The sequence below is a fragment of the Agrobacterium sp. ICMP 6402 genome, from assembly GCF_009498615.1.
In the GTDB taxonomy this organism is placed as follows: Bacteria; Pseudomonadota; Alphaproteobacteria; order Rhizobiales; family Rhizobiaceae; genus Agrobacterium; species Agrobacterium burrii.
The window spans coordinates 916,590-942,158 of the sequence record NZ_QSNV01000001.1 but is presented as its reverse complement, the minus strand read 5'-3'; the positions used below and the strand labels follow the sequence as shown (position 1 = coordinate 942,158).

Here is a 25,569-nt window from a genome sequence, read left to right as displayed (position 1 = left end):
GCCAAGCACTTTTAGAAGGTTGCACCTTTTATTTGCGGGGCGGCTGCCTGCCTGTTTTGCGGTCGGTGGCAAATTGTGCAGGTCCGAGCGTGCAATGACGTGCGATCCTGCGGCGTGCAGGATGAATGCGCGTCTTATCGGGCTGGCCATCCCGGTTTTGAAACGCTAGAGCAGGACTGTCAACCGCTAAGGGTTGCGTGCAAAGCATAAGACCAATGCAGGAAAGTACTATGAAACTCGGCATCGTCATCGTCGCCGCCGGACGCGGTGAAAGGGCTGGCTCCCCCGCGGAAGGGCCGAAACAATATCGCCCGATCGGCGGCAAGGCCGTGATCGAGCATACATTGTCGACCTTTCTTGGCTGGGACGGCACCTGCCCGATCGTTGTCGTCGTCCATGCAGACGATACAGCACTCCTGTCGCCGATCCTCCAGCGGCTCGATGCCGGCGAACGGATTATCACGGTGACCGGCGGCGCGACACGCCAGCAATCGGTGCTGGCCGGGCTGGAAGCATTGGCCGCGCATGAACCGACGCATGTAATGATCCAGGACGCCGTGCGGCCTTTCGTCACTGTGGACATGCTGGAGCGTATTGTGGCGCTGCACCGTGCTGGCGCTGTAGGCGTTCTGCCTGCCCTGCCCGTCACCGATACGCTGAAGCGCGGGTCAAATGATCGCGTCGTGGAAACGGTTTCCCGGCAGGGGCTTTATGCGGCGCAGACGCCACAAAGTTTTGGCTTTGGCGATATTCTCGCCGCACACCGCGCCGCTGCGGCTTCCGGAAAGACCGATTTTACCGACGATGCGTCGATTGCCGAATGGGCGGGGCTGCCGGTGACGCTGACCGAAGGTTCGGTCGACAATGTCAAACTCACTCTCAAGCGGGATATCGCCATGGCCGATGAAAAGCTCTCTCACGCATTGCCCGACGTGCGCACCGGCAATGGCTACGACGTACACCAGCTGGAGGCCGGGGATGGCGTGACGCTTTGCGGCGTGTTCATCGAACACGACCAGAAACTCAAAGGCCATTCGGATGCCGATGTGGCGCTGCATGCGTTGACGGACGCGCTGCTCGCCACCTGCGGTGCGGGCGATATCGGCGATCACTTCCCGCCGTCCGATCCGCAATGGAAGGGTGCCGCCTCGCGCATCTTCCTAGAACATGCGGCCAAGGTGGTGCGCGACAATGGCGGCACGATCATGAATGCCGATGTCTCGCTGATCGCCGAAGCGCCGCGCGTCGGCCCGCACCGCCAGGCCATGCGCGAAGCGCTCTCGGACATGCTCGGCATTGCGCTGGAGCGCTGCTCGGTGAAGGCGACAACCAATGAAACCATCGGTTTCGTCGGCCGCCGGGAAGGCATCGCAGCAATCGCCACCGCTACCGTCGTCTACAGGGGCAGACCGCTATGAGCCTCTTCCCCGCTGACATAGAAGAACTGGCGCGGCAGATCATTGCCGATTTCACCGCCCGTGGCTTCATGGTCTCGACCGCCGAAAGCTGCACGGGCGGCCTGATCGCCGGTTCGCTGACCGAAATTGCCGGCTCTTCCGCCGTCGTTGATCGCGGTTTCGTCACTTATACGAACCAGGCCAAGATGGACATGCTGGGCGTTGGTGCCGAGACGCTGACGACATTCGGCGCGGTATCCCGGCAGACGGCGCTACAGATGGCGCATGGTGCACTTTTCCGCTCAAGGGCGGATTTTGCCGTAGCCGTGACCGGAATTGCCGGTCCAGGCGGCGGTTCCGCTGATAAACCAGTAGGACTGGTGCATCTGGCCGCCAAATCGCGCGGCGGTAAAATTCTGCATCATGAAAAGCGTTACGGCGAGATCGGCCGCGCCGAAATCCGGCTTGCTACCGTCAAGACGGCGCTTGAGATGCTTGTCGCCCTCAATCAGGCCGGGTCGGCGTAAATCTTGTCTGCGCGGGTCTCGAAGGCTTCGGCGAACATACGGAAGGCCCGATCAAACATCGACCCCATGACCGCACCGAGCAGACGGCTCTTGAATTCATAATCGATGAAGAAATGAATGGTCGAGCCGCCATCCTCCGATTCTTCGAAACGCCAGCGATTGTCGAGATATTTGAACGGCCCATCGATATATTTCACATCGATGGCGCGCTCGGCCAGGTTCAGCAGCACCTGCGTGGTGAAGGTCTCGCGTATTGCCTTGTAGCCCACCGTCATATCGGCCACCAGCAGTACCCTGCCATCCCGCTCCTTGCGCGAGCGAATTGTAAGCCCTTCGCAAAGAGGCAGAAACTGCGGATATTTCTCCACATCGGCGACAAGGTCGTACATGCGGTCTGGCGAGTGTTTGACGTGGCGATGCGTTTCGAACTGGGGCATAAGCGGCAGTTAATCGTCGATAACAAGAAGATCAAGAAGGCGGCGAAACTGTTTTCGGCTTTTCAGCTGGAATACCGGCACGCCCTGACCATAAAGGGCGAAATTCTGTTCAAAAATCGGGGTGTGGCGGCGCTCGAAATTCCAGATATAGCGCAGGAAATCGGCGTCTATTCTTTCCGGGCATCCCTCCGCCATCTCCGGCCGCGCCTTGCCATAACCCTTGATCGCCCGGCTGACGGCGCCCCACAGGCAGAGCCAGCGCGGCATGCGCACCCAGAGCACGATGTGGGACCGCGGGATACGCATATCGAAAGACGACGGGTTGCTGCCATCCATCAGCCAGCGCTCCTCGGTGACGATGGTGGCAATTATCTCCCGCTGCTCCTCACGCGGACGCACCTGCCAGTCGGGCAGCCAGAAAACCTCGCGGTCCATGGAGATATAACGAAGCCCAAAATGGCGTGCGAGTTTCTGCGAGAGCGTCGACTTGCCACCGCCAGAACAGCCGACAACCATGATGCGCTGCGCCCCGGCGATGATTGCAGCCGCGTCTTCCACTTTCTCAAGATAGTTCGGCATTACACGACCTCGTCAGGATTGCAGCGATTGCCTGCCGCACGCACATCGCAATGAAGCAATATTGTCGTCGCGCATGGCAGTTACGGAAAATTGACTATTGCAACCCCCTCACAGGGATTGCTATTTATTTGCCACTAATATTACACCCACTGGATGCAAACGCGCCGGGCGCTCCCGTTTTCCCAACGCGTATTCATCTTTGGGTTCAGACCCGATACATAACCGCTTTGAGCCACTGAGTGAGCCGATGGACGATTTTTCCAACATCATCAACCTTCTCGAATCCGCCAAGCAACTCGCATCGATGAACGGCATGCCCGTGCTTGCCTACCTTATCGACGTTGCAAAATGCGAGGCGAGAGAGAACAAGCCGGTTCTGCGCAAGCGCAAACGCGGCGAATCGACCGCCAAGGAAGACTGTTAATTGCCGTTTCGTATAGCCGACCGATAAAGCCGGCTGGCCCAATCTTCAAGACGATGTCATAATCAGACAATGAAACTGGCCGCTTTTTTCGAGGCGGCCATTTCTTTGCACAATGGAAACGACAGCGTCATGACAGTCGCCTCGGCAGATATCAGAACCTACCAGCAGGAAAGACCTAGGGAACGGCACGGTTTCGTGCAGATCGTTCTTCCAGTCTCCGGCTGCCTGCGGATCGATGTGGGCGGACGACAGGACGAATTGTCGACCGGACGCGGCGTCTTCATCCATCGTGATGCACCGCATACGCAGGAAGCGACGGCGATCAACCATTCGCTGGTGGTCGATATCGATGAAAGTGCTGTTTCCGAACAGACGCTGGAGAGATTCGCCCGCGTGCCGTTTCTCGATATTGCACCTGACACACGGCAATTGATCGCCTATATGCGCGGCCTCATCAAAACCGACGGCCAGCGCGACGATATCGCCGGTCTTTGGGCGCCGCTGCTGGTGGACAGCCTCGCGACCGAAAAAGCCGATATCCGCCAGCGCCTGCGCAAACTCAGTGCAGTCGTCAGAGCAGAGCCTTTCTTTCCCTGGACGATCGACATGCTGGCGACCTGCGTGACGATCAGCGACAGCCGCCTGCACGCGCTGTTTCTTGCAGAATTCGGTCTCCCGCCTCACCGTTGGCTTGCCGGGTTGCGCATGGACAATGTCTGCACGCTCCTCAGCGAATCCAGCCTGCCAATCGCCGAGATCGCGCTCAGGGCCGGTTTTTCCGACCAGACGGCGCTGACGCGCGCCATGCGCAATGCGGTGGGTGAAACGCCGGCCGCCTATCGCCGGAACCGCGGCATTCATTAGATTTGAGCTTTCAGGAGGTCGTCCGTTCATAGTGGGCGAGAGGCGCGTGTGTTTACCCCCCTCTACCCTGCCGGGCATCTCCCCCTCAAGGGGGGAGATCGACAGGAGGCGCTACCTCCACTTCATTCTCAAGCTTCGAGATGAACGAGACCTTGCCGCAGATCGATCTCCCCCTTGAGGGGGAGATGCCCGGCAGGGCAGAGGGGGGTAAGCCACACCCACCTCGATCCGCTGTCAATGAACAACCTCCTAAAAACCAACAATCAGAGCGGCGGACAAGTCAGGAGTTTTCGTCAAGACAACCGCAAAGGCCTGTGGCACATCGCGGACAAAGTGAATGCGGATGTGACATGACATGAACAACAAAACGGGTCTCGGTGTTTTTTACGGCGTGCTGGCGGGCGCGCTCTGGGGCGGCATCTTTCTCGCCCCAAAACTCGTGCCGGATTTTTCCGCGCTGCAATTATCGACGGCGCGTTATCTCACCTACGGGCTGATTTCCCTCATCATCATCGGGCCGCGCCTGAAGCGGGTATCGGCGCATTTCGGCGCGCGGGAATGGTTTGCGCTCGGCTGGCTGAGCATGATCGGCAATATTGCCTATTATGTCTTCATATCAACGGCGGTGAAGCTGAGCGGCGTCGCCTTCACTTCGATCATCATCGGCTTCCTGCCCGTCGCCGTCACCATCATCGGCAGCCGCGATCATGGCGCGGTCTCGCTGAAGCGGCTGTGGCCGTCGCTTGCCTTCGGCGCCATCGGCATTATCGGCATTTCCTGGCAGTCGCTGACGGAAAACGACGCCGGGCTGGATGTCTCACGTGTCATCGGTCTTGCCTGTGCTCTCGGCGCGCTGGCCTCCTGGACGGCTTTTGCCGTCGGCAATGCCCGCTGGCTGTCACGTCTTCACGATGTCAGCGCCGATGACTGGAACATGATGACGGGCGTCGTGACCGGCGGGCTTGCGCTTCTGCTCGCCATTCCAGCCTTCGGCTTTGGCGGAGAAAGCCACAATACGGGAGACTGGCTGCATTTCGCCGCCATCGCCGCCGGGCTCGGTTTCACCGCCTCCATTCTCGGCAATGCCTTCTGGAACCGCATGAGCCGCATGCTGCCGCTCACCCTGGTCGGACAGATGATCCTGTTCGAAACGCTGTTTGCGCTGCTTTATGGTTTTCTCTGGGAAGGTCGCGGGCCGACCACTGTTGAGATCGTGGCGATCTGCTCGGTGGTGCTGAGCGTCGTGTTGTGCATGCGGGCGCATAGGCCGGAGAAGGTTGTGGTGTGATTGGGTTGAAGGCCGACAACAGGCGGCTGGGCCATTTCACAAGCCTCGCCTCCCACTCATCGTCATCCAATCAGGTATCGTACAATCGATAGGCCGCAGATGCTCGGGACAAGCCCGAGCATGACGGTGGAGAGAGCGTATATCACCCGATCCAGCAACCTATGTTGCTGAACCTTTCTGTCCCTTATTCCGCAGCCGCCAGCAGCTTCTTCTCGCGGGCCGCACGCAGGCGCTCGAAATCGTCGCCGGCATGGTGCGACGAGCGGGTCAGCGGGCTGGAGGAGACCATCAGAAAGCCCTTGGTGTAGGCGACCGTCTCGTAGGACTTGAATTCTTCCGGCGTCACGAAGGCCTCAACCTTGTGGTGCTTGCGGGTCGGCTGCAGGTACTGGCCGATGGTCAGGAAATCCACGTCGGCGGTGCGCAGATCGTCCATCAATTGCAGCACTTCGTTACGTTCCTCGCCGAGGCCGACCATGATGCCAGACTTGGTGAACATGGTGGGGTCCAGTTCCTTCACCCGCTGCAGCAGGCGCACGGAATGGAAATAACGCGCGCCAGGACGAACGGTAAGATAATTGCCCGGAACCGTTTCCATATTATGGTTGAAAACGTCAGGCTTGGCGGCAACGACCCGTTCCAGAGCGCCGGGCTTCTTCAGGAAGTCGGGCGTGAGGATTTCGATGGTCGTGTTGGGAGACGCAGCGCGGATCGCCCAGATGACCTTCTCGAAATGTTCCGCACCGCCATCGGCGAGATCGTCGCGGTCAACCGAGGTGATGACGACGTGCGAAAGGCCCATCTGCTTGACGGCCTTGGCGACGTTTTCCGGTTCATCCATATCCAGCGCATTGGGCTTGCCGGTCGCGACGTTGCAGAAGGCGCAGGCGCGGGTGCAGATCTCACCCATGATCATGAAGGTCGCGTGTTTCTTTTCCCAGCATTCGCCGATATTCGGACAGCCGGCTTCCTCACACACCGTTACCAGCTTGTGGCTGCGCACCAGTTCGCGCGTCTCGTGATAACCCTTGGACGTTGGCGCCTTGACGCGGATCCATTCCGGCTTGCGCATGACCTCGGTATCGGGCCGATGCGCCTTTTCCGGATGGCGGATGCGCTTGTCGTCAGACAACGTCCTGTCGAGAATAGTGACCATTAAAAACCTGCTTCCATCGCTTTTCGCGACCTAAACATCTGTTGGCCCGATGCTTTAGAACAATTCCAGAAAAAGCGTAAGCCCCTTCCGGGCACCAAGCCTTTTCAGCGCCGCACCAGCTTTGCCAGAAACAGCAACAGGCTGGCACCGAGGAACGAGGTGATGAAATAACCGAGCCTGCTATCCTGTACGAAGACATCGAGGGCTCTCAGCACCGCGACCGCGACGACCGAGCCGACAATGCCGAGCACGATGTTCATGAAAATGCCGAAGCGCATGTCCATGAGCTTGCCCGCAAGCCAGCCGGCGAGACCGCCGATGATGATTGCTGCAATCCAGCCTACACTTTCCATTCACGCGCTCCTGAAAGAACCAGTATCGAGACATATGGGACACCCGGCAAGGTTAGACAATGCCGGGCATCACGCGGCACTTATGCGTTCAGCACACGTCCATAGGCGTCGAGCACGCTTTCCTTCATCGATTCCGAAATGGTCGGATGCGGGAAGATCGTGTGCATCAAATCTTCTTCTGTTGTCTCGAGATTCATGGCGACGACGAAGCCCTGAATGAGTTCGGTGACTTCCGCGCCAACCATATGTGCGCCAAGCAGCTCACCCGTCTTCTTGTCGAAGATGGTCTTGACCATGCCCTGATCTTCACCCAGAGCGACCGCCTTGCCGTTTGCCGCAAAGGAGAAGCGGCCGACGCGGATATCGCGGCCCTGTTCCTTGGCCTTGGCTTCGGTCAAACCAACCGAGGCGACCTGCGGGTTGCAATAGGTGCAGCCGGGGATCTTCAGCTTGTCCATCGGATGAACATTCGGCAGACCGGCGATCTTTTCGACGCAGATGACAGCCTCATGCTCTGCCTTGTGAGCGAGCAGCGGCGGGCCGGCGACATCGCCGATGGCGTAGATGCCAGGCACATTGGTCTTGCCGTAACCGTCGATGACGATGAAGCCGCGATCGGTCTTTACGCCAACGGCTTCAAGGCCGATGCCTTCGACATTCGCCACGACGCCGACAGCCGAAATCATCCGGTCAGCGGTGATCTTCTCGGAAGAACCGTCCTTCTTCTCCAGCGTCGCAGTGACGGAATTTGCAGCCTTCTCGACCTTGGAAACCTTGGTCTCCAGATGAATCTTGATGCCCTGCTTTTCCAGCTGCTTTTTCGCGAAAGCAGAGATTTCCGCATCTTCGACCGGCATGACCTGGCTCATGATCTCGACGACGGTAACATCGACGCCCATGGTGCGGTAGAAGCTGGCGAATTCAATGCCGATGGCGCCCGAACCCATGACGAGCAGCGACTTCGGCAGTTCTTCCGGCTTCATCGCCTCGAAATAGGTCCAGATCAGCTTGCCATCCGGCTCGATGCCGGGCAGCGCGCGCGGACGGGCGCCTGTCGCGACGATGATGTGCTTGGCAGTGTAAGTGCCCTCACCCAGCGTGTTCTTCGGAACCGGCCCCTGCGGCTGAACCACCGGCTTGGTGGACTTGCCGACGACGATTTCGCCCGGCTTGGTGATTTTTGCTTCACCCCAGATGATATCGACCTTGTTCTTCTTGAACAGGAAACCAACGCCGTTGTTCATGCGAGCGGCAATGCCGCGCGAGCGGGCGACGATTGCCTTGACGTCCGGCTTGATCGAACCTTCCAGCGTCAGGCCATAGTCCTTGGCGTGGGTGGCGGTGTGCATGACATCGGCGGTGCGCAGCAGGGCCTTGGTGGGAATGCAGCCCCAGTTGGAGCAGATGCCGGCAAGGTGCTCGCGCTCGACAACGGCGACCTTCATGCCGAGTTGGGCGGCGCGGATCGCGGCAATATAACCGCCCGGTCCCGAACCGATGATGATGACGTCATAAGATTGAGCCATTGGAAATCCTGCCTTGTCTTATTCGGATGACGGCACGCCGTTCCGAAACGAGAATGATTGTCAAAGTCCGAGCATCATGCGGACAACGGGCTCCAGCCCGCGGCCGATGGCCCGCGTGTTTTCAGCATCGAGATGGACGCCGTCCACCGGCGTCGTGCGGGCGACCGACCCGGCATCGAAAAAGCCGCAATCGAGGTCGTCGGCAAGGTCCCTGTAGACGGAAGCCAGCATCGCCGATTCATCGATCGCATCACGAAAGATCGCGCCCATGAATGGATTGGCCGTTTCGCATAGTTGCGGTGGCGCGACGATCAGAACGTCCGGCGCTTCCCAGTCCGACACCTGCCAGACGTGGTTGCGCGTGAGTTTCACCAGCCGCTCGACACCCCTCATGGCGACAATGGCCGAACCATGGATCGCCGGTTTCATGTCGTTGGTGCCGAGCATGATGATGACCAGATCCAGCGGCGCGTGGCTGTGCAGCAGCGTCGGCAAAAGCCTTGCGCCATTGCGGTCGCAATCGCCTGTGTGGTCGTCATAAGCGGTGGTGCGACCGCCCAGTCCTTCGTGGATCACATGGACGTCAGGACCGAGCGCCTTTTGCAGGACGCTCGGCCAAAGATCGTCATGGCTGTGACGGCCACCCGTTTGCGCATCCGATCCCCAGGTGAGGGAATCGCCAAAGCAGAGGACCGACTTCACCATGTTACTCTCCGATCAAACCAGCATGCCCATCGGGTTTTCGATATAGCGCTTGAATGCGCCGATCAGTTCGGCTCCGAGCGCACCATCGACGCAGCGATGGTCGGTGGAAAGCGTGACCGTCATGACGTTGGCGATCTTGATCTCGCCGTTCTTCACAACTGCCCGCTGTTCGCCCGCGCCGACCGCCAGAATGGTGGCATGCGGCGGGTTGATGACGGCGGAGAAGCTTTTCACGCCCATCATGCCCATGTTGGACACGGCCGTCGTGCCGCCCTGATACTCCTCGGGCTTCAGCTTGCGCTCTTTCGCGCGCTTGCCGTAATCCTTCATCTCGTTGGAGATGGTGGAGAGCGACTTCTCTTCCGCCTTGCGGATGATTGGCGTGATCAGGCCACCCGGAATGGAAACGGCAACTCCGACATCCGCGTGTTTGTGCTTGACCATGGCGCTTTCCGTCCAGGAGACGTTGGCGTCAGGAACGTCACGCAGCGAAAGAGCCAGCGCCTTGATGACCATGTCGTTGACCGACAGCTTGTAGGCCGGCTTGCCGTCCTTTTCAGGAGCAGCGGCATTGAGCTGGGCGCGCAGCGCCAGAAGCGTATCCAGTTCGCAATCCACGGAAACGTAGAAATGCGGAACCGTCTGCTTGGATTCGACCAGACGCTTGGCGATGACCTTGCGCATGCCGTCATGCGGCACAAGCTCGTAGGAGCCCTGTTCGAACAGCTTGAGAACCGCTTCGTCGGACTGGCCCTTGGCCAGCGCCGGGGCCGGTGCGCCTGCCGATGCAGCAGCCGGAGCAGCCTTTGCACCGCCGGAAGCGGCAGCCTTTTCCACATCTGTCTTGACGATGCGGCCATGCGGGCCGGAACCGGAGACGGCCGTGAGGTCGAGACCGGCTTCCTTGGCGAGACGGCGGGCAAGCGGCGAGGCAAAGATGCGTTCGCCGGACTTTGCGACCGGGGCCGGCGTGGAAGACGCAAGTGCCTGATCGGCGGCCGGCTTTTCAGCCTTGGCAGGTGCTGCTTCTTCCTTCGGCGCTTCCGCCTTAACGGCTTCCTGCTTCGGCGCTTCCGCCTTGGCAGGAGCGGCATCGCCGCCCTTTGCCGCAGCGGCCACGTCCTCGCCTTCAGCGGCGAGAATGGCGATCAGGGCGTTGACCTTGACCCCGTCGGTGCCAGCGGCAACGACGAGCTTGGCAACTGTGCCTTCGTCAACGGCTTCCACTTCCATGGTCGCCTTGTCGGTCTCGATCTCGGCAATCACGTCACCGGGGGCGACCTTGTCGCCTTCCTTGACCAGCCACTTGGCCAGATTGCCCTCTTCCATCGTCGGGGAAAGGGCAGGCATGGTGATGTTGATAGGCATGACTAGTCCCCCCAAACGAGATTATATTGATCCAACTCTTCAGGATGTTCCGCCAGCCGATCCAGCTGCGATGGCGAGACTTCGATATATCCGGCGACATCACTCAGCCATTCGCTAACGGCGCCGATGACGCCGATATACTCACGCGGAACACCGGCAATCACATCGCCTTCACCGTCATTGATAACCGCCCAAAAGACGACGCGCTCGAACTGAGGAGCCCCTTTGGAACCTAAAACACGATACCAATTTTCCGTTGCCGGGAGGATTTGTTTTATTTTGCTCACAATCTCCCCCTTTACTTGTAGCAGACGGTTTTGACGGCCTGAACGACTTCATCGACGTTTGGCAGAGCCAGCTTTTCGAGGTTTGCCGCGTAAGGCATCGGAACGTCCTTGCCGGCGATCGTCAGGATCGGCGCATCGAGATAGTCGAAAGCGGCGCGCATGACCTGGTTGGCGATGAAGTCACCAACCGATGACTGCGGGAAGCCTTCCTCGACGGTCACCAGACGACCGGTCTTCTTCACCGATTCGATGACGGTGGGCAGGTCCATCGGACGAATGGTGCGCAGGTCGATCAGCTCGACATCGATGCCAAGCTTTTCGAGTTCCGCAACCGCCTTGATCGCATAGGTCATGCCGATGCCGAAGGAAACGATGGTCGCATCCGTGCCCTTGCGGTGAATGCGCGCTTTGCCGATCGGCAGCACGAAATCATCGAGCTTCGGCACTTCGAAGCTCTGGCCGTAGAGAATTTCATTCTCAAGGAAAATGACCGGGTTCGGATCGCGGATAGCCGCTTTCAGCAGGCCCTTGGCGTCGGCTGCCGTGTAAGGCATGACGACCTTGAGGCCCGGAATATGGCTGTACCATGCGGCGTAACATTGCGAATGCTGCGCACCGACGCGGGCAGCAGCACCGGACGGACCGCGGAACACCATCGGTGCGCCCATCTGGCCGCCCGACATATAAAGCGTCTTTGCCGCCGAGTTGACGATCTGGTCGATCGCCTGCATGGCGAAGTTGAAGGTCATGAATTCGACGATGGGTCGTAGGCCCGTCATCGCCGCACCGACGCCGATACCGGCAAAACCGTGCTCTGTGATCGGGGTGTCGATCACGCGGCGCTCGCCGAATTCCTGCAGCAGCCCTTGAGTGATCTTGTAGGCGCCCTGATATTCGGCGACTTCTTCACCCATGACGAAGACTTTTTCGTCGGCGCGCATTTCTTCGGCCATGGCGTCACGCAGCGCTTCACGCACCGTCGTCATCACCATTTCCGTGCCTTCCGGAATATCCGGATCAGCTGCGACGTCGATCCTTGGGGCTGCCGGAACCTTGGCGGCTTCCTTGGCAGCGCTCGGCTCTTCGGTTGCTTCGCGGGTCTTGCCGCCTGCGGCATTCGAATCGGAATTTGCAGCCTGCGCCTTCGGCGCGGAAGCGGACGAAATGTCGTCGGCGCTTTCGCCTTCCTGAAGAAGAATGGCGATAGCCGTATTGACCTTGACGCCTTCAGTGCCGGCCTCGATCAAGAGTTTGCCAATCACGCCTTCATCGACGGCTTCCACTTCCATGGTCGCCTTGTCGGTCTCGATCTCGGCAATCACGTCACCGGAGGTGACCTTGTCGCCTTCTTTTTTAAGCCATTTGGAAAGCGTGCCTTCCTCCATGGTCGGGGAAAGGGCGGGCATAAGAATTTCTACTGGCATGGGTTTCCCTTTCCCGATCAGAGCAGAATGTCGGTGTAAAGCTCGGACGCATCCGGCTCTGGGTCGTTCTGGGCAAAGTCGGCGCTGTCGGCGACGATATCACGGACATCCTTGTCGATGGCCTTGAGTTCGTCTTCGCTTGCCCAGCCCTGCTCCAGAAGCCGTGCCTTGACCTGCTCGATCGGGTCATGTTCGGAGCGCATCTTCTGCACTTCGTCCTTGGAACGGTATTTTGCCGGGTCGGACATGGAGTGACCACGGTAACGGTAGGTCAGCATTTCGAGAATGATCGGACCCTTGCCGGAACGGCAATGTTCCAGCGCCTGGTCGGCGGCGGCCTTGACGGCGCGCACATCCATGCCATCCACCTGAACGCCGGGAATGCCGAAGGACTGGCCGCGCAGCGAATAATTCGACTGGGCGGTGGCGCGGGCGGTCGAGGTGCCCATGGCGTAGTGGTTGTTCTCGACGATATAGATGATCGGCAGTTTCCACAGAGCCGCCATGTTGAAGCTCTCGTAGACCTGGCCCTGGTTGGCCGCGCCATCGCCGAAATAGGTGACGGAAACATTGTCGTTGCCGCGGTATTTGTTGGCGAAGGCAAGACCGGTTCCGAGCGAAACCTGCGCGCCGACGATGCCGTGGCCGCCGTAGAAATGTTTCTCCTTGGAGAACATGTGCATCGAGCCGCCCTTGCCCTTCGACAGGCCGCCGCTGCGGCCGGTCAACTCGGCCATGACGCCACGCGCACTCATGCCGAGCGCCAGCATGTGGCCGTGGTCGCGGTAAGCGGTGATGACCTGATCACCTTCCTTCTGCGACATCTGCATACCGACGACAACGGCTTCCTGACCGATGTAGAGGTGACAGAAACCACCGATGAAGCCCATGCCATAAAGCTGGCCGGCCTTTTCCTCGAAGCGGCGGATGAGCAGCATCTCACGGTAAGCGTGAAGCTCTTCTTCCTTTGCGAAGTCCGGGCTGTTCTTACCGGTGAATTCGGTTGCAGCCTTTGCCGTTGTCTTTCGGCCGGACACGGTCGCTGGTTTTCGCGGCGCCATTCATCCCTCCCTGAGTTGCTATTTGAACGGATAGATTGGCGCGCACCATATGCAAGAAAATGCCATGCAGCAATGCTATAAACGCATGGCACATATTCACGCTAAGATGCTGTGAATAAATCAAAATTCGTTAATTAACCTGATTTCGGTTAATTAGAAATATGTGTTCATGATGACGATTTCGTCCGTGCGGGACATATTCAGCTGATAACGCGAAATTTCATCGATCATGTCTCGCTCCAGCGAGCCGTCACTCAATAATTCCACCTGCCGCTCCAGCGCCACACGTGATTGTGTGAGCTTTGCGAGCTCCGCCGTTCTGGCAATACGCTGCCGCTCCAGCCGCTCCGTCGCCTGAAGGCCGAAGTCGCCATGGATGGAATGATAGCCGAAATAAGAGAGAAAAGCGATCGTGATGGCCGGAACGATCAAGCGGCCGAATCGTCTCTTTTTATGATGTCTGGTCCACATGCCGGAGAGAAGCCTTAAAACGCACAGTGTGAGTCTCGAGACTAAAGCGGATTGTTTAACTATCCGTTGACCTTAAATCGCGATCGGCAAAGGGGCATGAAAAAGCCCGCCGGAAGGCGGGCTGGATTTACCGGGAGAGCTCTCCTCTCCACTGCGTCATCCTCGCCCTTGAGGCGAGGATCCATAGCGGTCTTGAAGTTGGATCCTCGGGTCAAGCTCGAGGATGACGTCTCATGTGTGGATACGTCGTTCACCAACCTCAGCCCGCCAAGTTGGCGGGCCACACCACCAAACCCAAACGCGAATTATCCGCGCAGGATCGAACGGCCGGCGTAAGCAGCCTGCGGACCGAGCATTTCTTCGATGCGGATCAGCTGGTTGTACTTTGCGAGCCGGTCGGAACGGGCAAGCGAGCCGGTCTTGATCTGACCGCAGTTCGTCGCGACAGCGAGATCGGCGATGGTGGAATCTTCCGTTTCGCCAGAGCGGTGCGACATGACGGCGGTGTAGCCGGCCTTGTGTGCGGTTTCCACCGCATCCAGCGTCTCGGAGAGCGAACCGATCTGGTTGACCTTGACGAGGATGGAGTTGGCAACGCCCATCTTGATGCCGTCACGCAGACGCGCAGAGTTGGTGACGAAGAGATCGTCGCCAACGAGCTGGCACTTGTTGCCGACGAGATCGGTCAGCGTCTTCCAGCCTTCCCAGTCATCTTCGGCCATGCCGTCTTCAACCGAGATGATCGGGTATTTGTTGACAAGCTCGGCCAGATATTCAGCCATTGCGCCCGGCTCCAGCGTGCGGCCTTCGCCTTCGAGAACGTATTTGCCGTCCTTGAAGAATTCGGTCGATGCACAGTCGAGGCCGACATACATGTCTTCGCCCGGACGGTAGCCGGCCTTTTCAATCGACTTCATGATGAAATCGAGCGCAGCCGGCGCGCTTTCGAGACCCGGTGCAAAACCGCCCTCATCGCCGACATTGGTGTTGTGGCCCTGTGCCGACAGTTCTTTTTTCAGCGTATGGAACACTTCCGAACCCATGCGCACGGCTTCGCGGATGTTTTCCGCGCCAACCGGCAGGATCATGAATTCCTGGAAATCGATCGGGTTGTCGGCATGTGCGCCGCCATTGATGATGTTCATCATCGGAACCGGCAGCAGATGCGCGTTCGGGCCACCGACATAACGGTAAAGCGGCAGGCCGGAAGCTTCGGCCGCAGCCTTGGCGATGGCGAGCGAAACGCCGAGGATGGCGTTGGCGCCGAGGCGCGACTTGTTCGGCGTACCGTCAAGCGCGATCATCATCTGGTCGATCTGGATCTGATTTTCGGCATCGAAACCGCCGATGGCGTCGAAGATTTCCGTGTTGACGGCTTCGACCGCCTTTTCCACGCCCTTGCCGAGATAACGCTTGCCGCCATCGCGCAGCTCAACCGCTTCATGCGCGCCGGTGGAGGCGCCGGAAGGAACGGCCGCACGGCCCATGGAGCCGTCTTCGAGGTAAACATCGACTTCAACAGTCGGGTTGCCGCGGCTGTCGAGGATTTCGCGCGCGATGATATCGGTAATGGCAGTCATGGTCTCTCCCTTGGGAATGGAACAGATATTTTCCGTCGCCTGTCTTAGACGATGACGAAGAAATTACAATGACGGCGGGCGGCAGAAACGGAGCGCCCGCCATTTAAAATCGATTGGCACAAACCGCGCCAGGCCCTTAGGCTTTGGTGATCGCGTCGAAGGCCAGAAGCTTTTCCAGCAGTTTCGGCATGTCCTTAAGGTGCACCATGTTGGGGCCGTCGGATGGTGCATTGTCCGGGTCCTCATGGGTCTCGATAAAGAGGCCGGCGACACCGACAGCGACCGCCGCACGCGAAAGCGTCTCGACGAACTCGCGCTGACCGCCCGTCGAACCGCCCTGCCCGCCCGGCTGCTGCACCGAATGGGTGGCGTCGAAGACGACAGGCGCGCCGAGCGACGCCATGATCGGCAGGGAACGCATGTCGGAGACCAGCGTGTTGTAACCGAAGGACGCGCCGCGCTCGCATAAGAGCACATTCGGGTTGCCGCTTTCATTCAACTTGGCCAGCACGTTCTTCATGTCCCAGGGTGCCAGGAACTGGCCCTTCTTGACGTTGATGACACGGCCGGTTTTGGCGGCGGCGACGAGAAGATCGGTCTGGCGGCTGAGGAAGGCCGGGATCTGCAACACATCCACCACTTCGGACACGATGGCGCACTGTTCCTCGGTATGAATGTCGGTCAGAACAGGAAAGCCGAATTCCTTCTTGAGATCGGCGAAAACCTGCATCGCGCTGTCAAGGCCTATGCCGCGCTTGCCGGAAAGCGAGGTGCGGTTCGCCTTGTCGAAAGAGGATTTGTAAACGAGGCCTATTCCAAGCTTGTCGCAAAGCTCCTTCAGCACGCCCGCAATCATGAAGGCATGTTCGCGGCTTTCCATCTGGCAGGGGCCGGCAATCAGCGAAAAACGCTCGGTATTGGAAAAGGAAACCTTGCCGGCGCCATCGCCGGCGGTGACTTTGAGATTGTTCGTAACGCTCATCATTTTTCCTCGAAGGCGAAGGCAACGCCCTGACCGGGTGCTGCGGGCACCACCAGCCGGCCGCCCGTTTCTACGCAGGACACGCCATTAGCAGCAAGTGCTGCTTCTGTCACGGCAAGATCGCGAACGGAAAAGACGATGCCTGCGCCGCGCAATCCATCGCCGCCCTCTTCGGGAGCATTAAAGGCATGTCTGCCAAAGACCGGATTTTGCGTCAATCTTATGCGGGCATTGCCGGTTGCGAAAACCACATCACCATCCGGGGACACTTTGCCATCACGGCCAAAAACAGTTTCGATCAGCTGCACCGCATTCACATTACCACCGGCAAACAGGACGATCTCGCTGAGGCCGGAAACGCCATTGGCATGGCTCTCCAGCACTGAACGGTCGCCCGGCAGGGCCTGCAACCGCTGGCAACTGAACAGGAAGAAATCCGCAGCGGAACCACTGGCTGCAAAAGCCAGCCGGAAGGCCGCTTCGCTCTGCGAACCATCAGGCATTTTGACCGGCCGCGAAAATTCAAAGACATTTCCGGCCGAAATGCCTGAGGCTACGAATCGGTCGTGATCGCCAGGAGCGTCCTGTGTTGCAGCAACTAGAGCGGAAAATCCCTCCCCTGCGACATGTTTCCGGAAAGCCTGATCCCGCCCGGTGAACACATCTCCCCGGTCAATCGAGGCATTATAGTTAGCCGGGTTAGCAATTGCGAGAGGTTCCAGATAGGTGCCGTCAGCGAAAAAAATGCAGGCATTCTGCGTGCCGAAAGGGTGGAGAGCCGCTGGTGCTACCGTAAACCCAAGGTTTCCAAGGCGATTAACGGCAATGCCAAGGACATCCACAGGCAGAACGAGATGGTCGACACGGTATGCTTTCGTCATTTTCCTGCTTCCTGCTCTCACATCCGGCATAGCGATGCCGGAACGGTCCGAAAGGCAGAAAAGCACAATTTCGTGCTTTCAGGCAAATCATCAAAAGAACAGATAGCAGCTTCACGAAATTTTAGGGGATTGCGGAACACATATGGAACATATAGTGTTCGTTCTGTATTTGTTTCACGATCTCCACGACGATTCTCAAGGGTGTTTTCCTCATGCTCACGCGCAAACAGCAGGAATTGCTTCTCTTCATTCATGAACGAATGAAAGAGTCCGGCGTGCCGCCCTCCTTCGATGAAATGAAGGACGCACTCGATCTTGCTTCCAAATCCGGTATCCACCGGCTGATTACCGCCCTCGAAGAGCGTGGTTTTATTCGCCGGCTACCTAACAGGGCGCGGGCGCTGGAAGTCATCAAGCTTCCGGAGGCCTATACTCCGGGTGCGAGGCCGCAACGCGGCTTTTCGCCAAGCGTCATCGAAGGCAGTCTTGGCAAACCGAAGACGCCGGAACCCGCACCAGCGCCAAAGGCTCCGGCCAACGATCTCGGCGGGGCGGTCACCGTGCCGGTCATGGGCCGCATCGCCGCCGGCGTGCCGATTTCCGCCATCCAGAACAACACCCATGATGTTGCCGTGCCGGTGGACATGCTGGGTTCGGGCGAACATTACGCGCTCGAGGTTAAGGGCGATTCGATGATCGAGGCCGGTATTTTCGACGGCGATACCGTCATCATCCGCAACAGCAATACCGCCAATCCAGGCGATATCGTCGTAGCGCTGGTGGATGATGAGGAAGCGACGTTGAAACGCTTCCGCCGCAAGGGCGCTTCCATCGCGCTTGAAGCAGCCAACCCCGCTTATGAAACCCGCATCTTCGGGCCTGATCGGGTAAAAATTCAGGGCAAGCTGGTCGGGCTTATACGCCGTTACCATTGATCTGAATTCGCCGTCATCCTCTCGAAACAGGCATCGTCATGAGGCTAACCCTGTCGAAGATGACGGCAATTCCCTAATTTGGCAGACTATGTGAGTGTCGGGAAAGCTTATCCTTCCCGCGGACGGACACAACCTGTCTGGTAGAGATCAGTTCCAGTCTCATATGGATATCCTTGTCGCGCTCTTCTCCCCGGCGTGTTGTCACCACTGCGTCACATGCCGTGGACTTTTGGTCGCGTGAGGTCGTTTACGCTTGAGGGATATGGCTGGCCTGGCGCTGCCGGCAAATGGTGACACGCGGTGCAAAGCCCCTGCCATTCATCAACGTGATTTATGGGTGCCATGGATTATTTTCGATATTCCATCATGCCCCGACAGGTATAGAAATGCGCGTCATATCCGGGAGATAAGCCATGTACGATCTTTATATCGCCAACAAGAACTACTCCTCATGGTCGCTGCGGCCGTGGGTGTTGATGCGCACGCTCGGTATCGCTTTTGATGAGAAACTTGTTCCGTTCGGCGAAGGTGTCGCCTTTTCCAGCTTTTCACCGACCGGCAAGGTGCCCTGCCTTGTCGATGATGGTGTGACGATATGGGAAACGCTGTCAATCGCCGAATATCTCGCAGAACGACACCAGGGCGTCTGGGCGAGCGACAAGCAGGCACGTGCATGGTCGCGTTCGGCTGCGAGTGAAATGCATGCCGGCTTTTCCTCGCTGCGCAATCTCTATCCGATGTCGGTCGGTATTCGAGTCAAGCCGAAGGATGGCGATCTCGGACTTGCGGCAGACATAAAGCGCATCGATGCGCTCTGGAGCGAAGGTCTGACAAAATTCGGCGGCTCATATCTTGCCGGTCAGAAATTCACGGCGGTCGATGCATTCTTCTGCCCGGTCGCATTCCGTTTCCAGACCTATGGCGCTGAGCTCTCGACTGCAGCAAAAGCCTATTGCGATCGGTTGCTCGCCCTGCCCGCCATGCGTGAATGGTATGAGGCCGGATTGAAGGAAATCTGGCGCGACGCGGCGCATGAACAGGAAATCAGCGGCATTGGTGAATTGACTGCCGATCTGCGTGTGAAGGTCTGAGGATCCATGCTGGCGGCGTTTATTGCGACGCCAGCAACTGCCTGACCGGTTCCGGCACCTCGTATTCGAAACGGTCGCTTTTCCAGTCGTAATAGCGGTGCTCGCTCCATGGCCTGTCCGCCCCGGCAATCGCCGCACGCAGCCGTCCCACGACCGCAGACTGATCGCTTCCGGCAAAGTTTATTTCCACTGAACCAATGCGACGTAAAATATCGCGGTTGAGCAGAAGCGCTCCTGAGCGGCATTGTGAAAACGAAGTCCTGCGGGAAACGACGACAATATCGGCGATGTCGCAGGCTTTTCCGGCAAACCGGCCGTCTTCCAGAACGACAATCCATTCACCACTGCCGGCGCGCGCCACGCACCATATGCCTTTGCTGCAGGTGAAGACGCCGGCTTCCGCATCTTTCAGCGCTGCCGTCATCTGCCGCGTCACCACCCTCATCTCCTCCGGCGCAAGCTTTGATTTTGTGGTCAGGCCTACACTGGTTACTGCGGCATCCGCTTTAAGAATGACCGGCGGCGCGGGCTGTTCCGGCAGCAGCAGCGCCCTTTGCCACTGGCCGTATACAAAGCCCTGCGGTCGCGTTTTTGTCGTATAGGCCTTGCCGTCTTCCAGCAACGCCACCAGTTCACCATCCTCGTGAATGAGCAGATCCGGGACATCGCGATAGGCCACAGCCGCCGACAGGCCGAAAGCGGAGATAAGAAGCGGAATACCTAGCAGCGCAAGCCGGCTGCGCAGTAAGGTCAGCAGCAGGAAGCCGGCCGAGCCGAGACCGATAAACCACTCATGCGGCCGCCCCGTTGCAGCGCTGCCGCCCCAGGACGCCACTTCATTGGCGACTTCGATGACGAGCGCCATGCCATAACCCATAACCTTCAGGAACGGCGCATCGAGCCCGAACGGCATCAGCAGCATGGCGAGCAGGCCGAAGGGCATGACGATCAGCGACATTAGCGGCATGGCGGCGAGATTGGCGAAAAGTCCATAGGTGGTGACACGATGGAAATGCTCGGCCGAATAGATCGCCGTCGAAAGGCCGCCAATCAGCGATGTGGTGATGACGCCGCCAATGACGGCGCCCGCCGTTTGAAACACCGTGATCCATGCCGGTTTGCGGCCGATGAAAAGGCGCTCGCGATCGTTGTGCCGGCGGCTCCACCAGGCATAGGTGGATACGAGCGCGATGGTCGCGGCGAACGACATCTGGAAGCTCGGCCCCATAATTTCCGAGGGCGAAAAGACAAGAATGACCAGAGCCGAAAGAGCAACATTCCTGAGGCTGAGTGACGGCTGATCAAAAAGAATCGCGATCAACATCACCGACATCATCAGCCAGGCGCGCTCGGCGGAGACAGCGAAACCGGAAATCAGATAATAGGCGAGCGTCATCAGGAGGGCTGCGAAAGCCGAAATCTTCTTGACGGGCCAGCGCTGCGCAAAGGCGGGAAACAGGCTGAAGGCAAGTCTTAAACCGACGAAAAATATACCGGCGGCAAGCGCCATGTTAAGCCCGGATATGGCGACGATATGGGCAAGGCCGGAAAGCCTCAGCGCCTCCATCGTCTCGCCGGATATGGCCTGCCTCTCATCGGTGACGATGGAGGCGGCGAAAGCTCCGGCGTCACCGCCAATGGTGTTGCGGATGCGCTCGGCAATGGCGCTACGCAGGCCGTAAAGCCGCCTATCGGCCCATTCCAGCCAGCCCGTTTCGGCCTTCATGTCGCCCTTGGGTGATACAAGTGTCTGCGGTGGCTTATAGAAAAATCCGGTGGCGCCTGTGCCTTTGAAATAGGAAGCGAAGGCGAAATCGTTCAGCCCCGGCAAAGCGGGGCCGGATGGCGGCGACAGCCGCGCCTTGCCGCTGATGGTGGCGCCAAGCGCGACCGGCTCACCTCCCCCGCGGGCAAGCAGCGAAATCTTCTTCGGCGGGCGCGATAATGCCGGCCCTTCGGTCGCGGTCAGCTGAACGACGTATCGCCAGGAGCCGCGTGCATCCACCTCCCGGCGCACCACCGTGCCGGTGATGGTGGTTGTGACCGGAGTATCCAGCACCACGGTTGCCGCCCGCCGGGTTTCAAGGTCTGCCAGAAGCATGCCCAGCAGAAGAAAAGCGGCGACGCTGCAGATGGCTGCCCATGGGCTGCTGTCATATCGGGTAAAAAGTGCCAGACCGGCAGCCAGCAGGAATGCCATTGCCAGAACGGATAAAGACAGCGTGACTTCCAGAGAGAACCACAGGATCGCGCCGCAGCCGATGAAGACGGGAACGAAAAGAAAATCGTGGCCGAATGCGCGCTCTTCAGCGAGGCAGCCGGCAACTTTTCGGGCGATGACTGCCTTGAGATTGCGCCTGGGAACAGGGGCTGGAAAATCATAAGCCACAACGTCGCCGGCGCGGTGAACGGGAAACAGGATTTCATGCGTGCCGGGCAAGCCGCCCTGCAACGTTTCGGCATATCCGAGATGCTTTCTTTCCCCTTGACCGAGCAATCCGCGCCGCCCCTGCCGCATTGGAAACAGGTTTGCAGGGCAGCGCGAAGGATTGCAATCCTTATCCTTTAACGGAGCGTTGACCGAGATTGAATTGCCATTGCCGATAAAGCCGCAAGCAACGTCATTGCGTTTGCCGCAATGCACAATTTGACCTTCGAATAGCTTGGCATCGGCGCAAGGATCATATAGCTAATCGGTAGACGCTTAACCGCGAGGCGTGTCTCAACGCCTCCACCCGCATGTTCTCGGAGGATCAGTATGACGGACAAAAGCGCTACAGTGACATTTGGCGACAAGCAGGTCGAGCTCCCGGTCAGGGAAGGCACGATTGGACCGAGCGTCGTCGATATCGCCACGCTGTACAAACACACGGGTTCCTTCACTTACGATCCGGGATTCACATCGACGGCCTCCTGCGAATCCAAGATCACCTATATCGATGGTGACGAGGGCGTTCTCCTGCATCGTGGCTTCCCGATCGAGCAGCTGGCCGAACAGGGCGATTTCCTCGAAACCTGCTATCTGCTGCTTTACGGCGAATTGCCGACGGCGGCGCAGAAGAAGGATTTCGACACCCGCGTGACGCGCCACACCATGGTGCATGAACAGATGAGCCGCTTCTTCACCGGCTATCGTCGCGATGCGCATCCGATGGCCGTCATGTGCGGCACGGTCGGCGCTCTCTCGGCCTTCTACCACGACTCGACCGACATTACCGATCCGCACCAGCGCATGGTCGCTTCGCTGCGCATGATCGCGAAAATGCCGACGATCGCCGCCATGGCCTTCAAATATCATATCGGCCAGCCCTTCGTTTACCCGAAAAACGATCTGGATTACGCCTCCAACTTCCTGCACATGTGCTTTGCCGTGCCTTGCGAGGAGTACAAGGTCGATCCGGTTCTGGCCCGCGCCATGGACCGCATTTTCATCCTGCATGCCGACCACGAGCAGAACGCCTCCACCTCCACGGTGCGTCTTGCCGGTTCTTCGGGTGCAAACCCGTTCGCCTGTATTGCGGCGGGCATCGCCTGCCTCTGGGGTCCGGCACATGGCGGCGCCAACGAGGCGGCGCTCAACATGTTGAACGAAATCGGCTCTGTTGACCGCATTCCGGAATATATCGCCCGCGCCAAGGACAAGAACGATCCGTTCCGCCTGATGGGCTTTGGCCACCGCGTCTACAAGAACTACGACCCGCGCGCCAAGATCATGCAGAAGACGATGTACGAAGTGCTGGAAGCCACCGGCAATTCCGACGATCCGATCATGCAGGTTGCGCTGGAACTGGAAAAGATTGCCCTTTCCGACCCCTACTTCGTCGAAAAGAAGCTTTACCCGAATGTCGACTTCTATTCGGGCATCACGCTGAAGGCGCTCGGCTTCCCCACCACCATGTTCACCGTTCTGTTCGCGCTCGCCCGCACCGTCGGCTGGATCGCACAGTGGAACGAAATGATCGAAGATCCGCAGCAGCGCATCGGCCGTCCGCGCCAGCTCTACACCGGCGCCGGCAAGCGTGACTACGTTCCGGTTTCCAAGCGTTAAGCCCGCGGAACCATAGAATATAAAAGGCCGGCGGATGAAAATCCGCCGGCCTTTTTTGTTGCGTATCGAGCGGAGAAAGAAGCCAACAGGGTTTGGCGACCAGCATGGGCGAGCGTTGCGCGCTCAGCCTTGCTGTCTGCGGCCGTTCAGCACATCGAGCAGAATGGCAGCGCCGGTTTCGCCCGGCGCCACGTCGGTGTGCAAACGCTGCTGCACCAGAGCGTAACCTTCAAGCATTGCCCGCCGCTCGGTGGTGTCGGATGACAGGCGCTCAGCCCAGCGCAGCATGGACCCCGGCCGCACCACCTCGTTCAGATATTCCGGCACGACAGGGTAGTCGGCAATCAGGTTCGGAAGCGCGCCGGTCCAGGTCTTTATCCGCTTGCTCAGCATGGTGAAAATCCAGTCGGTCTTGTAGACCGATACTGTCGGCACGCCGGCTAGTGCCAGTTCGAGAATGACGGTCCCGGAGGCGGCAATCGCCGTATCGCCCTGCGCAAACGCATTCCACTTGAACGCAGCATCCGTGCCGATTTCAGGCCTGATATCATCAGGCCACGTCGCCGCCAGCTCACGCATGCGGATCTCCTGACGCGGCACGGTGGGCAGCAGAAACCGGGTTGGGCCGTTGCGTTCCACGAAGGCTTTTGCAGCCTCGCGAAACGGCTCCATCAGCCGCGTCGTTTCAGTGGAGCGCGACCCCGGCAGGAGGAGAATGGTTTTCGGCTCGCCCTTTGCCGGAGGCAAGCGTTCCGCCCGCTTTTTCCGCACCGTCAGCAGATCGGGATCGACGCTGAGGCGGTGGCCGACAAAAGTGGTCGGCGGGCCGCCGAGACGCCGCATCGCCTCTGGTTCGAAAGGCAGCAGGGCCAGAACGTGATCGACATAGGACAACATCGCGGTGGCGCGATATTCCTTCCACGCCCAGACACTGGGGCAGACATAGTTCACGACCGGAAGATGCGGCAATTGCTTGCGGACTTTTTTCGCAACACGATGCGTGAAGTCCGGGCTGTCGATGATCAGCAGAATATCCGGCTTTGCGGCAATGATCGCCTGCGCAGTCTGATTGATACGCGCGATGAGTTTTGGCAGCTTTTTGAGGACTTGTGTGAAGCCCATGATGGAGAGTTCGGAATAATCGAACAGCGAGGTCAGCCCCTGCGCCTCCAGCGCCTCGCCGCCGACACCCATAAGCTCGATGGAACCCGGATATCGGGCTTTCACGGAGCGGATCAAATCTGCGCCCAGAAGATCGCCGGATACTTCCCCGGCGATAACCGCCACTTTTAATGCTGCCGTCATCCGATCATCTCTCCCCGAGCATATCACCACCGAGTGACGTATCGATGCCGCAGACGAATATGCCCGCCTGATCGGCGGCTTTCAACATCTCGTCGCGGTCAAGCACCAGCGCCCGTCCCGCTTCGACAGCGATGCCCGCCAGTCCGGCTTTCTGCGCATTCTCCACGGTTTCGATGCCGATGGTCGGCAGGTCGGCACGGATATCCTGTTGCGGCTTGCAAAGCTTCACCAGCACACCCTTGCGGCGGGGCGATATGCGGCCCTCGGCACGCAAGGCCGCGACACGCGCCAGCATGGCATCCGTGCCCTCGACGCCTTCCAGCGCAACGATGCGGCCACCGACGGAGACAGCCCCCTGCCCGACATCGAGCGTGCCGAGCGCAAGTGCCGCCTCAGCCGCCTTGTGGATATCGCGCAGGTCTTCGTCTGTGGGTTTCTGTGCACCCAAAGTGCCTGTCGTGGCAAGCAGGCCGGGGGCAATCTCGTGGGCGCCGATGACCTTTGCGCCAAGCGTGCCGATGACCTTGATCACCATCTGCAACACGGCGTCATCACCGCCCGACAGCAACGTGCGGACGATGGAGGGCAGTTTCAGGACGATTCCGACCGTCGGGCGGATTTCCCGCCATTCCGGCCGTCGCGCCACGGCGCCGGAAAGCACGACGCGGTCCACCCGGTTTTCACGCAGCAAACGGCCGAGCCCTGCCACGTCGCCCACGCTGATGACGGCATTGTCGAAGCCGCTCCAGTCGAAGCTGGAATCATCGCGCAGGCGCACGATGAAGGGATTTTCACCCATCTCGCGGGCGGCGGCCGCCACATAAAGCGGCAGCTGGCCGCTGCCGGCCACGATGGCGAGACGCCCGCCGCCTGTCACGGC

At 59.1% G+C, this 25,569-nt stretch carries 25 protein-coding genes; 8 read left to right on the top strand and 17 right to left on the bottom strand.

The window, feature by feature from the left end; translation table 11 throughout:
• Positions 1-230: 230 nt before the first annotated feature.
• Positions 231-1,418, top strand: coding sequence for a bifunctional 2-C-methyl-D-erythritol 4-phosphate cytidylyltransferase/2-C-methyl-D-erythritol 2,4-cyclodiphosphate synthase (locus tag DXT96_RS04735; protein ID WP_153513656.1), 1,188 nt, complete (start codon positions 231-233; stop codon positions 1,416-1,418).
• Entirely contained in the window at positions 1,415-1,924 is a 510-nt protein-coding gene (locus tag DXT96_RS04730; RefSeq protein ID WP_149897652.1) for a CinA family protein, read from the top strand. The genes DXT96_RS04735 and DXT96_RS04730 overlap by 4 nt, the downstream gene beginning before the upstream one ends.
• Here DXT96_RS04730 and DXT96_RS04725 read toward each other — a convergent pair.
• Positions 1,906-2,361, bottom strand: a complete 456-nt coding sequence (locus DXT96_RS04725) for a type II toxin-antitoxin system RatA family toxin (RefSeq protein ID WP_153513655.1) — start codon at positions 2,359-2,361, stop codon at positions 1,906-1,908. The two genes, DXT96_RS04730 and DXT96_RS04725, sit on opposite strands and share 19 nt — an antisense overlap.
• A gap of 9 nt (positions 2,362-2,370) precedes the next feature.
• The gene (locus DXT96_RS04720; RefSeq protein WP_153513654.1) at positions 2,371-2,940 is read right to left on the bottom strand and encodes an AAA family ATPase; all 570 of its coding nucleotides are present in this window, start codon (positions 2,938-2,940) and stop codon (positions 2,371-2,373) included.
• A 247-nt stretch (positions 2,941-3,187) separates the two neighbouring features.
• Between DXT96_RS04720 and DXT96_RS04715 the strand changes: the two genes are divergently transcribed.
• From DXT96_RS04715 to DXT96_RS04705, 3 genes are all read left to right on the top strand, one after another.
• Positions 3,188-3,364, top strand: a complete 177-nt coding sequence (locus DXT96_RS04715; protein ID WP_003496171.1) for a hypothetical protein — start codon at positions 3,188-3,190, stop codon at positions 3,362-3,364.
• Between the two features lie 129 nt (positions 3,365-3,493).
• Positions 3,494-4,228, top strand: a complete 735-nt coding sequence (locus DXT96_RS04710) for an AraC family transcriptional regulator (protein ID WP_153513653.1) — start codon at positions 3,494-3,496, stop codon at positions 4,226-4,228.
• A gap of 355 nt (positions 4,229-4,583) precedes the next feature.
• On the top strand, positions 4,584-5,516 hold the full coding sequence (locus tag DXT96_RS04705) for a DMT family transporter (RefSeq protein WP_153513652.1): 933 nt from the start codon (positions 4,584-4,586) through the stop codon (positions 5,514-5,516).
• Positions 5,517-5,700: 184 nt separating this feature from the next.
• Here DXT96_RS04705 and lipA read toward each other — a convergent pair whose 3' ends face one another.
• The 12 genes from lipA to DXT96_RS04645 form a co-directional block, all read right to left on the bottom strand.
• Entirely contained in the window at positions 5,701-6,672 is a 972-nt protein-coding gene (lipA, locus tag DXT96_RS04700; protein WP_149897657.1) for a lipoyl synthase, read from the bottom strand.
• A 104-nt stretch (positions 6,673-6,776) separates the two neighbouring features.
• The gene (locus tag DXT96_RS04695; RefSeq protein ID WP_149897658.1) at positions 6,777-7,025 is read right to left on the bottom strand and encodes a GlsB/YeaQ/YmgE family stress response membrane protein; all 249 of its coding nucleotides are present in this window, start codon (positions 7,023-7,025) and stop codon (positions 6,777-6,779) included.
• 80 nt (positions 7,026-7,105) lie between these two features.
• A complete protein-coding gene (gene lpdA, locus DXT96_RS04690) occupies positions 7,106-8,551 on the bottom strand; it encodes a dihydrolipoyl dehydrogenase (protein ID WP_046800216.1) in 1,446 nt (481 codons plus the stop codon).
• Between the two features lie 60 nt (positions 8,552-8,611).
• Positions 8,612-9,256, bottom strand: coding sequence for an SGNH/GDSL hydrolase family protein (locus tag DXT96_RS04685; protein ID WP_153513651.1), 645 nt, complete (start codon positions 9,254-9,256; stop codon positions 8,612-8,614).
• A gap of 12 nt (positions 9,257-9,268) precedes the next feature.
• A complete protein-coding gene (locus tag DXT96_RS04680) occupies positions 9,269-10,624 on the bottom strand; it encodes a pyruvate dehydrogenase complex dihydrolipoamide acetyltransferase (protein ID WP_153513650.1) in 1,356 nt (451 codons plus the stop codon).
• A 2-nt stretch (positions 10,625-10,626) separates the two neighbouring features.
• Positions 10,627-10,911, bottom strand: a complete 285-nt coding sequence (locus tag DXT96_RS04675) for a hypothetical protein (protein WP_174372647.1) — start codon at positions 10,909-10,911, stop codon at positions 10,627-10,629.
• 11 nt (positions 10,912-10,922) lie between these two features.
• On the bottom strand, positions 10,923-12,335 hold the full coding sequence (locus tag DXT96_RS04670; RefSeq protein ID WP_153513648.1) for a pyruvate dehydrogenase complex E1 component subunit beta: 1,413 nt from the start codon (positions 12,333-12,335) through the stop codon (positions 10,923-10,925).
• Between the two features lie 17 nt (positions 12,336-12,352).
• Complete coding sequence (gene pdhA, locus DXT96_RS04665) at positions 12,353-13,396, bottom strand: pyruvate dehydrogenase (acetyl-transferring) E1 component subunit alpha (protein ID WP_153513647.1); 1,044 nt, start codon at positions 13,394-13,396, stop codon at positions 12,353-12,355.
• Positions 13,397-13,549: 153 nt separating this feature from the next.
• Positions 13,550-13,867: a septum formation initiator family protein gene (locus DXT96_RS04660; RefSeq protein ID WP_149897664.1), complete on the bottom strand. Its 318-nt coding sequence runs from the start codon at positions 13,865-13,867 to the stop codon at positions 13,550-13,552.
• Between the two features lie 305 nt (positions 13,868-14,172).
• The gene (eno, locus tag DXT96_RS04655; protein ID WP_006312487.1) at positions 14,173-15,447 is read right to left on the bottom strand and encodes a phosphopyruvate hydratase; all 1,275 of its coding nucleotides are present in this window, start codon (positions 15,445-15,447) and stop codon (positions 14,173-14,175) included.
• A 136-nt stretch (positions 15,448-15,583) separates the two neighbouring features.
• The gene (kdsA, locus tag DXT96_RS04650; protein WP_153513646.1) at positions 15,584-16,429 is read right to left on the bottom strand and encodes a 3-deoxy-8-phosphooctulonate synthase; all 846 of its coding nucleotides are present in this window, start codon (positions 16,427-16,429) and stop codon (positions 15,584-15,586) included.
• A complete protein-coding gene (locus DXT96_RS04645; RefSeq protein WP_153513645.1) occupies positions 16,429-17,310 on the bottom strand; it encodes a VOC family protein in 882 nt (293 codons plus the stop codon). Before DXT96_RS04645 ends, kdsA begins: the two co-directional genes overlap by 1 nt.
• Before the next feature lie 212 nt (positions 17,311-17,522).
• Here DXT96_RS04645 and lexA point away from each other — a divergent pair, with 212 nt between their 5' ends.
• Both lexA and DXT96_RS04635 read left to right on the top strand, forming a co-directional pair.
• Positions 17,523-18,245: a transcriptional repressor LexA gene (lexA, locus tag DXT96_RS04640; RefSeq protein WP_149897667.1), complete on the top strand. Its 723-nt coding sequence runs from the start codon at positions 17,523-17,525 to the stop codon at positions 18,243-18,245.
• Between the two features lie 413 nt (positions 18,246-18,658).
• On the top strand, positions 18,659-19,336 hold the full coding sequence (locus DXT96_RS04635; protein ID WP_153513644.1) for a glutathione S-transferase family protein: 678 nt from the start codon (positions 18,659-18,661) through the stop codon (positions 19,334-19,336).
• A gap of 19 nt (positions 19,337-19,355) precedes the next feature.
• On the opposite strand, the gene DXT96_RS04630 is transcribed toward DXT96_RS04635, so the two are convergent.
• Positions 19,356-21,788 (bottom strand): ComEC/Rec2 family competence protein, encoded by a 2,433-nt coding sequence (locus DXT96_RS04630; protein ID WP_153514191.1) that lies wholly within the window; start codon positions 21,786-21,788, stop codon positions 19,356-19,358.
• A 306-nt stretch (positions 21,789-22,094) separates the two neighbouring features.
• On the opposite strand from DXT96_RS04630, the gene gltA reads away from it, so the two are divergent.
• Entirely contained in the window at positions 22,095-23,384 is a 1,290-nt protein-coding gene (gene gltA, locus DXT96_RS04625; protein ID WP_149897669.1) for a citrate synthase, read from the top strand.
• A 123-nt stretch (positions 23,385-23,507) separates the two neighbouring features.
• Here the strand turns inward: gltA and lpxB are convergent, their stop codons facing one another.
• Positions 23,508-24,689, bottom strand: a complete 1,182-nt coding sequence (gene lpxB, locus DXT96_RS04620; protein WP_153513643.1) for a lipid-A-disaccharide synthase — start codon at positions 24,687-24,689, stop codon at positions 23,508-23,510.
• Between the two features lie 4 nt (positions 24,690-24,693).
• Positions 24,694-25,566 (bottom strand): LpxI family protein, encoded by an 873-nt coding sequence (locus DXT96_RS04615; protein WP_371418788.1) that lies wholly within the window; start codon positions 25,564-25,566, stop codon positions 24,694-24,696.
• Positions 25,567-25,569: the final 3 nt, after the last annotated feature.